Annotated in this window: 9 protein-coding genes; 2 read left to right on the top strand and 7 right to left on the bottom strand. The window is 55.6% G+C overall.

What is annotated here, in order from left to right; translation table 11 throughout:
* The coding region (locus FEV53_RS18375) for an integrase core domain-containing protein (RefSeq protein WP_142833644.1) at positions 1-264 on the top strand (264 nt) is incomplete at its 5' end.
* A gap of 223 nt (positions 265-487) precedes the next feature.
* Here the strand turns inward: FEV53_RS18375 and FEV53_RS18370 are convergent.
* From FEV53_RS18370 to FEV53_RS18350, 5 genes are all read right to left on the bottom strand, one after another.
* Positions 488-874 (bottom strand): hypothetical protein, encoded by a 387-nt coding sequence (locus FEV53_RS18370; RefSeq protein WP_142836172.1) that lies wholly within the window; start codon positions 872-874, stop codon positions 488-490.
* The gene (locus tag FEV53_RS21710; RefSeq protein ID WP_246100919.1) at positions 867-1,382 is read right to left on the bottom strand and encodes a hypothetical protein; all 516 of its coding nucleotides are present in this window, start codon (positions 1,380-1,382) and stop codon (positions 867-869) included. The genes FEV53_RS18370 and FEV53_RS21710 overlap by 8 nt, the downstream gene beginning before the upstream one ends.
* A 67-nt stretch (positions 1,383-1,449) precedes the next feature.
* Positions 1,450-1,704, bottom strand: a complete 255-nt coding sequence (locus tag FEV53_RS18360) for a Txe/YoeB family addiction module toxin (RefSeq protein ID WP_142836171.1) — start codon at positions 1,702-1,704, stop codon at positions 1,450-1,452.
* Complete coding sequence (locus FEV53_RS18355; RefSeq protein WP_142836170.1) at positions 1,701-1,955, bottom strand: type II toxin-antitoxin system Phd/YefM family antitoxin; 255 nt, start codon at positions 1,953-1,955, stop codon at positions 1,701-1,703. Before FEV53_RS18355 ends, FEV53_RS18360 begins: the two co-directional genes overlap by 4 nt.
* A 32-nt stretch (positions 1,956-1,987) precedes the next feature.
* A complete protein-coding gene (locus tag FEV53_RS18350; RefSeq protein ID WP_281283554.1) occupies positions 1,988-2,425 on the bottom strand; it encodes a tyrosine-type recombinase/integrase in 438 nt (145 codons plus the stop codon).
* Positions 2,426-2,444: 19 nt separating this feature from the next.
* Here FEV53_RS18350 and FEV53_RS21705 point away from each other — a divergent pair, with 19 nt between their 5' ends.
* Entirely contained in the window at positions 2,445-2,834 is a 390-nt protein-coding gene (locus tag FEV53_RS21705) for a hypothetical protein (RefSeq protein ID WP_246100917.1), read from the top strand.
* Here the strand turns inward: FEV53_RS21705 and FEV53_RS18340 are convergent, their stop codons facing one another.
* A complete protein-coding gene (locus tag FEV53_RS18340; RefSeq protein ID WP_142836169.1) occupies positions 2,835-3,398 on the bottom strand; it encodes a DUF6990 domain-containing protein in 564 nt (187 codons plus the stop codon).
* Positions 3,395-10,813, bottom strand: coding sequence for a hemagglutinin repeat-containing protein (locus FEV53_RS18335; RefSeq protein WP_221931669.1), 7,419 nt, complete (start codon positions 10,811-10,813; stop codon positions 3,395-3,397). Before FEV53_RS18335 ends, FEV53_RS18340 begins: the two co-directional genes overlap by 4 nt.
* Positions 10,814-10,834 lie beyond the last annotated feature (21 nt).

Here is a 10,834-nt window from a genome sequence, read left to right as displayed (position 1 = left end):
GACTGGATCAAAGCTGTCGGCGCGAAAACGGCTTACATCGAACCTGGATCGCCTTGGGAGAACGGATACTGCGAAAGCTTCAACGCCCGTTTCCGCGACGAGTTCCTGAATGGCGAAACCTTCTACAGCCTGCGCGAGGCGCAGATCCTGATCGAACAATGGAGGAAACACTACAACACGAAACGACCACACAGCGCATTAGGCTACCGCCCACCGGCCCCGGAAACCTTCGTCACGATGGACCGGAGGCCCGTCATGCACTAACAATCAAATTGGACCACTCAAGTGGGGCTGATCACCAGCATTGCAGCCTCCAATGTCATCTAACGTGCTGTAATATAACACGAAAAGCCACATCAACAAAGGTAAATCACGGAATTACTTGGGAAATGTGGGATCAAATACCCTGAGGTGGCAACAGCAGACACTGCGCCAAATGCCACCACAAGCAGCACGAAAAGAGCTTTCATCAAGTGGAGTATCAGCGTCATGGCGTCGCGACCTTTTCGAACCCGCGCGCAGTGATGTGCCAGTTAAACTCACGATCAAAATAGATGTAATGATTATGGTTCGGAAAAAACTGTTCGATCCTTGCAAGATACGAAGACCCCTCAACCAAATATAACCCGTTGGTTCGATCTACGTCCTTAAAATATGGATAACTTTCCGAAGACCACAGCAGCTCATCGCAGTACATTACTGACGACACCCAATCGAAGGCTATTGCCACATTCTCGTCTTCTGGAAATAAGAAACGAAGATCACCCACGAACTCTGGGAGCAATTGCTTAGCAACCCCTCTAAAAAGCAACTGCAACGATGAGTAAGATTCGAAATCCTGTTTCACCAAAGAAACATCGACAGCACTAGTCATATCTGATCGCCGCCCCGTCGACATATATGGTCGGTGGACCGGTAACGTTGGGGTTCAATCCACCAGAACTTTGTGGGTTAAATATTATGTTTTCTCCATTCGGTCCTGTACCACGCAGGTTGCCATTGGGCAGTGTCGTGTATTGACCTCCAACGGCACTCTCGAAATCAGCCTTTGCCCGATCTAGTCCGCCGTCAGCATGATACTGTGGCTTCCTACCTCCAGCGGCTGGACCATCCTGGTGTGTTCGAACGCCTTTGATTCCACCGACATCACGCGGGTCAACTCCCCCCTTTGTGGCTTTACAACACTCTGGGGCGATTTTGGCGTGATAGTCAAAATTTTCCAATGACGCCAATTGGATAGCGTGCTGATCCGCCAAAGTGACCGGCTCAAAAAGTTGATATCCCCCCGACGCGGTTTTTGCGCCTGCGGGTGCGCACGCGAGGAGGGCTGCTGTGAGCAGGGCAATGAGGCCGGTAAAGAAGGTTTTGAGCCGCAGGGTCATACCCCAGTCATAGACCGGACGGCTTGCACTTGGAAAGATGTAAGGGATTGGCGGCTAAAGGAGAAGTTCAGTAATGGTAGCGACATAGGGCAATGAGCAACTGCTCACCCTCGACCCGATAGACGAGCCGATGCTCGCGATTCAGACGGCGGGACCACCAGCCAGCTAGCTGTCCTTTCAGCGGCTCAGGCTTGCCTGTGCCGTCAAACGGGGTGCGTGTGCATTCTTTTATGAGGCTATTGAGGCGGGTCAGCAGTTTGCGGTCATGCTTCTGCCAATACAGATAATCGTCCCAAGCCTGCTCATCGAAGATGATCTTCACTCGATCAACTGCCGCTCGGTGCCTTTACCCTCGTCAAGCTCCTGCACCGCCTTTAACAGGCGCTCGGAGTTTTTCGGGCTGCTAAGGAGATAGCGGGTTTCTTCAAAGGATGCGAAGTCCTCCAAAGACATCAGCACAGCCGCAGGTTTGCCGCCGCTGCGCGTAATCAGCACGGGTTCATGATCAACGGCAACCCCGTCAATCGTGGCGGACAAGTTGCGGCGGAAGTCGGTGTAGGTTGTTGCTCTCATGCTCGTATATGTACGCGGTTCTGTACTTAATTTCAATCCTCATCCTCAATCACGGTTTCCGCCCCTCCTGCCATCTTGGCCGGGTGTGTGAGGGTATGGACCTGTTTGAGCTGTCGGATGCTGACCTGGGTGTAGATTTGTGTCGTGTCGAGCTTGGCGTGGCCGAGGAGCTGCTGAATATAGCGGATGTCGGCGCCATTCTCCAACATCAGGGTGGCGCAGGAATGGCGGAACAGGTGGCAGGAGCCGGATTTGCCAATGTCAGCGGCCTGCACATAGCCGCGCACAAGCTGGGTCATGCGGTTGGCGGTGAAGGCCTCGCCAAGGCTGGTGAGAAAGAACGCCGGATCGCGGCCCGTCAGATCGAACTGCGGGCGCACTTCTGCGCCGTATTTAAGGCACCATGTGAGCGCTCTCTCCCCTATAGGCACCATCCGGTCCACCTTGCCCTTGCCCTCGCGGATAAACACCGTGCCGCGCTAGGCATCGATGTCGTCCCACCTCAACACCGCAAACGAGACCAAAGCCGCACTCGCAAACCTCAAAGACACCACCCAGAACATCGCCGCAACAAAGCAACAGCTCTCCGTTGTCGCCAACCGGCTCGAAGAACGTGACACCCGATCAAAATGGGACTGGGTTACGCTGGTGGCCGGGATGGCCGTCGCCGCGCTGCTCGCAGGCGGTGGGGCGTTCTATTTCGCAAAGGCAAGGATTGTGGGGGACGATTTCAGCCGATCCGTCCAGCTCATCGCCCAAGACGACGATGCAAGCTGGTGCGGGTTTGCAAACGCCCCCATTATCCAAGACCGCAACGGGCTGTCATACTGCGCTATCGCTATGCCAAAGTATCAGGCGCCAGAAGAACCGGCGGAGTGATCACAGACCCGCTTCGTTTTGTTCTGCCAAGATAACTGCGCGGTCGATATAGTCCTTGGTGATAAAATTGACAAAACCGCAGCGATCTCCGGTTTCAAAGTGTTTCTGATAGGTGAGCAGCTTGTTCGTGTGCTGATTCAAAGCCAAAGCAGCAAGGTGCCAAACACCAGCGGCACCCGGTGTTGCAGGATCAAGGCTACAAAGTTCCTCATAACGCTGATCTATATCAACAGACATTGCCCACTCTATCGCTTTGTCACAGGCTATCTCTATGTGTTTTCGAGTAATTTCAGGTTCTTGGAAACGTACTTTGTTCTTAAAGTTGACCTTGAGCAAATCATTGTACTCGCCGCGACCCCCTTCGATCTCTTTGACCGCAGCGGTAAACGTTTCAGTCCTTATGGAATGGCTACCTTCAAATTTCTGAAAATCATCTAGATCTTTGATCGTGAACAAAATTCTTACTACCCTGTCGCCAGTTTCTTTCTCCGCATAACGATCTATATCTCGCTTTGGCGTCCAACCAAGCTGTGTGAAAACTCCTGCGACCTCTTTGGCGTTCATTGATTGACCCCTTCAAAAGTTCGAACCTCAACTGGAATGCCATTCGGATAGCCTTGATCTCTCAACGGCACACCTGGGCGAAGCCCCAAACGCTCTGCTACTTGCCCGGTTGGGATAGCATCACCATTGGCAACTTGAGGATAAATTTCTGCTTGGTTGGGACTTAACCCCGCGTCGCCGGTTTTAACCTCAACGACTTGCACAACACGACCGTTTTCATCGCGAGCCACAACGTCAGCACGGCAACGTCTTGTGGTATCGCACCCTCTGAAACTTACCTCAGTATCCACCTGATAACCCTGCGCCTCAAGGTCATCGACCACTTCGTTAACCTTTTGCTCGTGGTGCTGGCGGTTTCTCGTTATTTGCGGAACGTCGTCTACCCTATTTGGGGCAATACGAGTTGGGATTACATTACCCACGACTCGGCTCAGAGCACCCGCCGATGCTGAGAGGATTTCCAGAGAGCACCCGATCGCACTGGGATTTTGAACGCACTCCGAAAGGCCTACCGCAGTTCCAACTGCACCGGGAGTAAGACCTGCAACAAGAACAATTGCGTGTCCACGAGCTTCGTCTAAACACGTGACATCACCGGTTTTACAATGACTGCCTATAACTCCATTATAAGCCAATACATTAGCGTCTGCCTGCGCCCAGATTTCTGATGACGCGTATGCGTTTGAGAACGTAACATTACCAATGGCTGTGCCATCCATGATGCGCAAGAAGTCATCAACAGATACTGCCTGATCTTTGTAGTAGCTTACGCAAAGAGCATCTCGGCATTCTGCGAGCAGAGCTTCGTTTCTTAGGTCGGAAATATCCTGATACTTGTCATAGAGTGCTTGAATTTCTTCTGAACTACATCCCTGCGCTTTTGCCAAACAAGCGTCGTATTCCTGGCGCAACAGGTTAACGTCGTCATGCGTTAGATAGTTGTTCTCTATGCCCGACGCGGTGACTTGGGATGCGATCCCAACGTTGTCTGCTTCACCGCCCGAGAAGGCGTATCCGACGGCGGCGCCGAGGAGGCTGGCGTTCCGGATCACTGTGGGGTTCGATTCGGGACCGGTGACAGGAGCTGTGCCTGCATAGAGCGACTGCGTGGCGCCTGCTGCTGCACCGGCGGCGCAGTCTCCGCCCTGAAGTTCGGCGGCGCCACAGCCGACGGCGGCGTGGAGGATGAGGTGACCGAGGCTGCCTTCACCAGCCAAGGTGCCGTCAACCACCAGACCGCCGATCTCATTTTGGGCATCGGCCATGGCGAGGTTCACGATCGTGCCGGTCAGGCCCGCGGTGAAGGCATCCCCGAAATCGGACCCGGTAACGACGGTGCCGACACCGGCAGTCAGGCCGCTATCGAGCGTCGCCTCTGCCACGTTCCTGATGGTGAGATTGCCATCTCCGAAGAGGGAGGTGGTCAGGATATCGCTGTCAGGCAGGGTCACGCCGAGGGTCTCGAGATTGATCGCCGTCGTCAGCCCCGACCCGATTCCAGCGGTGACACCCGAGAGGGCCGCATCGCCAAGAATATCGCCGAGGTCGAACTCGCCGGTCAGCGCGCCCTCCAGGGTGCCGATGCCAGCCTGGATGCCGAAGGTGGTGAGACCCGTGGCGGTGGACGTGCCGAATGTTTGGACCAGGAACTGGGGCTGCCCGACGAGCAGCATTGCGGCGGTCGTCACCAGTGCCTTGAACGCGGGGGAAAGCTCGCGGTTCTGCTCAAATTCGTAGCTGTGCAGAAGCTCTTCGGTGACGATGGTGACATTGTCACCGGAGATCAGGGCGTCGGGATAGGGGTTGCGGGTGCCCACCCCTGGCAGGCTTACTCCATCCACCGTTGTGCCGGGCCGCGCGTCCCAATCGCCGGAGTAGACGTCGTCGTACCGGGTCAGGGTTGTTGTCCCGCCGATATCAAACGTAAAGTCTCCATCGAACCGGGCCATTTCAACCGTCTGGTCGAAGGTGTTTTCGGTCGTCACGGTTTTCAGAACAGCCCCGGAATCATCTTCGAAATAGCTGGTTTTCAGTGTGCTGATCGCTCCTTCGACATTCAGGTTGCCACCGGTGGTGATGGTCGCTCTCCCGCCGGCTACAAGCTGCGATCCGATGAGGCGGGTATTCCCTTCTGAGGCGAGGGACAGGTCGGCACCGGCAGTAAGGTCCGACGTTCCTGCGGTTGTTCGACTGGAACTGCTTTGGCGATCACGCCGGATCAGTCCGCCGAAAGAGGATTTCGAAACGTCTTTCGAGTAGCTGCTTTCATCCTCGTAGATCCCGACGACGAGATCATCGCCCACGTCAAGAGCCACATGACCACCGGTCGAGGCCAGCTGCGATCCGGCCAATGTCATCGTATCACCCGAGGCGAGCCGAAGTCCCTCACCTGCCGAAATGCTGGTGCCCTGATAGGTCAGATCATACCTGCTGATCGTGGTTTTCTTCTTCGACAGAAAGCCTCGGCTGATTTTTTCCTTTTGATAAGTTTCTTCATTTGCGGCCGCGGCGAGAGTCAGGCTGCTTCCGGCGATGGCCTCAACGCCTCCGACAACGGAGACCTGCAGGCCCTCCGCCGTCAGGTCGGTCCCTGCCAACAGCGTCAGGTTTTCGCCGCTCTCCAAACGGGAAACCTGCGATGACATGGTCGATGTCGTTTTTCGGCTGGAGCGGCGCTCTTTTTCATAGGTGCTTGAGCGCGCGGCCAAGAAATCAAGCGCTCCGCTGCCCGCTGCGAGCGACAGGGCCCCGTCAGCGAAGATCCCAGCCCCATGCGAGCGAAGATTTCTATCGGCCAGAATGCTGATATTCCCGTTGGCAGAAGAGATGTTACTGGTGATTGCAGTGGAGTTGTTCCAGTCGCGCTGGGAGAAAACACTGGCAAAGCTGCCCTGTGTCGTCTGATCTGCCGTGTTAAGCTTGATATCGCGTAAGGCGCGTAGAGACACATCGCCCCCCGCGTCGAGATTGGCCGAAGTAATCGTCAAATCCCGCCCGGCTGTCAGGGTCAACGAACCGCTGGCATCAATCTGCGCGCGTGCGAGAGACGAGCTTTCCGATGTCAGGCGATAGCGCTCCGAAGAGAATGCGCAAGTCCAGCCACAACCGGGATCGGAACGATCGACATACGCTTCGGTTCCGGATCTTAGCTCGACGGGCTTGATCGAAATATCGCGGCTGGCAGAGAGAACGATGTCCCCGCCGGAAACCGTGCCACCTTCTTGAAGAATGTCCCTGCCCGCAAAGAGTGACAGGTCACCTCGAACGTTGATTGAGGGCACATCAACGGTTTCGCTGTAGCGTCTGATAGACCCTTCGGCCGGGATCGTCTTTGTCACGGTTCCGTAGACACGGCATCCGTCGCCTCCCGGAATGCGGCAAACTCTTTCCTCCACCTGCCGGGTGGGGATTTGAATATCTTCCGTCCTGGTGATCTGCGACAGAAGTTGGATATCGCGGCCGGCTTGCAGTAGGGCTGTCCGGGCGGTCAGATCAATGGCATCGAGGGTCAGATCCCGCCCGGCAACGAGTTCGAGCTTGCCAGACACGTTGATGTCCTGATTGATCAGAAGGTCCCGACCGGCATAGAGTGACAGTGAGCGTGGCGATGCATCGAGCTCAAGATCACTGAAGACCAAATCGCTTGTCGCCCCAAGAGCACGGAGGTCCAGTCGGTCTGTTGCGGAAATCCGGCCAAAAGACGCGGTGGTGTCACTCTGAATGGTGACGTTCCGGCCAGACAGAAGAGAGCTGTCATTTAGCGCGATGCGACCGCCCTCCAGGACCAGATTGTCGCGCCCAATAAAGCTGCCTGGAGGTGAGTTGTTACGCTCATTTTGCGACAGATATAGTGTCGGCACCAGTACGCGCTGCCCGTCGACCGTCTTCTCGACGTACCACAGGAGTGGTGCCTTGAGGTTACCAATCTGCTCGGCGCTCAGCGCCTTGCCCAGTTCCACTCCGGGATGCGTCTGGAAGAACGCCAGGGCATTTTCCAGGAGAGCGTCATGCTGGTCTTCGGCAGTGCGCCATTCGTCATAAAGGAATGCGCGGCCGGTCTGCTGGAGATTGGCCAAGCGAATGGTCTCGGCTTCTGTCGCAGGATCCACTAGAAACTGGATATCTCCTTTGAACCCAACGCTGCGCAACAAAGCGTGGCGAGACAGATCCGATGATGGGACCAGATCGCCTTCGGATGTCCGGTAGTCCGGAGTGCTCAACAAACCCGCTGTATCACGCGTTGCAAATCCGCCCGGAAGAGCATCCGCAGAGGTTAATCCCAAGAGATCGTTCGCCCTGAACAAGAGCGCTTGATCGCTCAGGGAGGTAGTAGAGGGCTGACTGGGATCGATACCTTCCTGAGCCACGGTCGCCACATTTGGCGAGTTGGCAGATTGGCGTGCAATCGTACTCTTCAAGCTTTGCCGGGTGTCAATTCTGCGCCCCGTCGCCGGATCCACACCACCAAATGATGCATCAGCGACTCCGTCCCTCATACCCGCAGATGGATCAATCGCACTGCCGGTTGCGACAGGCACCGTACCTGGCGAGAGGGGAGAGCCGGCGGTCTGTGTGAGGACTGCGGTTGCCGCATAGTCGCTCAGGTCAATCCCGACGGACCCGACTGTGTTGTCTGAGACAATGAAGTTGCCTGATGCGAGCCCGCCGGTGATCTGGTCAGAAACAATCTGTGTGGAGGAGCCTTCTATGACGCCTGTATTCACCACGCCACCAGACCCGTTGGGAGTTGTCCCGTTGATCGACAAATTGCGGCCGGCAACAATCCGACCGAGGTACTTTTTTCCCGGAACAACAGAGAGGAGTTCTGTTTGGCGACCATCCATCCATGCGTAGGAAGTTGAATAGTCGTCATTACCGACGCGGTAATACCGCATTTCCTTTTCATATCGATACTTAGTGGTGTCGTATCCGGTATTCCGAACCGTACCTGCCCTCAGGACCACATCTTTGTCTGCAGAAATCAGGCCGAGGTCATTGGTGATCTGATCTGAGATGATCTTGATTGTGCTGTCGGAACGAATGATTGGCTGAGCGCCGGACAGACTGACATTCGCCCCTTCTTCCCAGAAAAAGCGGTAGTCCGTACGCCGACCGTCATCATTATCGCCTCCGTAAATGTGGAAAAGCGGATGCAGGAAGTTCAAGGGATCGTCAAAATGGAGGTAATAGCTCCAAATTTTGGAGTCTGTCCAGATTGGCTGATCGCCCATGCCGCCAACAAAAAAGTACTTAAAGTCAGGCTTATACACATATTCAGAAGATGGTTTTCTGTTCCCCTCAACGAAAAACGGTCCCTCTGGAATGATGACGCCATCAAAGGCATTTGGGTCTCTCGCGAAGTTGTTTCTGAGTCGAATGTGATCTAAGCCATCAATCGTTTTCTCACTGTAGTTCTCCTCCATCAGATTGCAGACCCCAATGACACAGGAGACATCAACGGTCAGATAACTGTTGACGACCGAGCTCGCCGAAATGGTCAGGTCGCCCCCAGCTTCAACAATACCAGAGAGGTTTTCGAAAGCGCCGTTCGATGCGGTGAGGGACATCGTCTCGCCGGATTTCAAAAGTGATTGGTGATTGATGATGTCCGCGGCCGAGGTCAGCATAAGACTGCCCCCGGCACGAATGATCCCATTATTTCGAATGGATCCAGACAGGTCGATCCGAAGATCACCGAGCACCGCAAGCGACGCACCCGAACTAACGATCAGGCCGGCATTGGATAAGGTCAGTGACAGACCTCCACCTGAAGCCACCATGCCCAGGGATTGCAACGTGTTGGCACCGCTGAGATCCGTTCTGCCCAACCGGGCTGCGTCGAGCGAGACGAGAGACTGTCCAATGATCGAACCTGCATCGCCGACGATCTGTTGGGGTGTCGAAATGAATACCCGTTCGCCATTTATCAGACCCCGGTTGGTGATATTGCCGGCTTCAGAGTCAAGCACAATGTCGCCAAGGCTGCGGATAAGCCCGTTATTTGCAATGGACCCATCAACGAGAGCAGCAACCGTGCCCTGTGACTGAATGATCCCTGCTTCCGAGTTTACCAGACTGTCGGAGACGACCTCCAGGCCAGAACCGGCATGGAAAAGCCCGGCATTTCTCAACTCACCGGCAGACATTAACACCCAATCGGTGCCAACAATTTTACCCTCATTGATGAGGTGGGTGTCGGCATTGAGCTGCGCAGAAATGCTGTCGAAGACCCCTCCTGCATTGTTGCGCAGCTCATCAGTACTTATTGAGATCAGACCGGCCCGCAACTGACCACTATTTTCAAGCTGCGCTGACGCAATATTTAATTCCGTTGCGGCGCCAATATCCCCACTATTTGACAAGGTATCGGAAGCTACAAGCCGGATCCGTTCAGCGGACAAAACTGCACCGACATGGTTTTCGACCGTCCTGGCCTCGATACGGGCCACGTCAGAGGCGTCAATTACTCCATCATTTCTAATAAGGCGTCCAGCGATCCAATCGACATTGCCCAACGCCAGCACATCTCCCGAATTCGCGATATCCGTGATCGATTGAAGAACAAGGCGTCCTCCCGCCAATCCACCTGACACAAGGATGTCATTAGCCTGGATCTCAACCGTTCCGTCCAAGATGAAATTACCGGCGCCATCGGTTTGGAAAGTTGCGACGGTCCCGGCGATATCTGTTCTGCCACCGGCAGAAACAGAGACGTGACTTTGACCAAAGGTATCGCCATCCAGCAGGTAATTTCCCTGAGCGGTCACAGAAACATTTTTGCCGGAAACCTGACCGGTCTGGTCAATTGAACTGGCGTTGACTTGCAGCGATTGATCAGAAGATAGCAACCCACGCAGGCTCAAAGCCCCGTCTACCTGCACCGTGGCCGTGCCGCCCGTCAGCATCTCCCCGCCCAGATCGGCGCTCGCTGCGCTCAGCGTCAGGTTCGCCACGCCCAGCGAGGCCGTGAGATCCGAAAAATCCACGCCCGCAACCGCCACCGCCGATGCCGCGCTCTCAATCCGTTCCCCGGACAGAGACAGATCCCCACCCGAATACAGCGTCCCCGACAGGCGCAGGACATCCGTGGAAACAACATCCGCCGTGTTCTGCACTGCCATCAGACCATCCAGCGCCAGGTCATCTGCCCGTGCCGACAGGCTGCCCGACAACAGCTCCGCCCCTGCCAGAACCTCAAGCCGTACCGCGTCCAGATCCAGCGCCCCGGCCGCCGTCACTCCACCTGCCAGCTGCAAAAGATCCACCGCCGACAGCTCAAGCGCCCCGCCGCTCTCCAGAAGCCCGCTGCTCGTCAGACCCTCCGAGGCGCTCAGCACCGCAGAGCCCAGACCATAGGCCAGACCCTCCACAGCGATCTCGCTGGCGAGGATCGCCAGCCGGTCACCCGCGCCCACGGCGCCATCTGTAGCCGTGAT

The sequence above is a fragment of the Palleronia caenipelagi genome, from assembly GCF_007004065.1.
In the GTDB taxonomy this organism is placed as follows: Bacteria; Pseudomonadota; Alphaproteobacteria; order Rhodobacterales; family Rhodobacteraceae; genus Palleronia; species Palleronia caenipelagi.
This window is presented reverse-complemented; position numbering and strand designations above follow the sequence as displayed.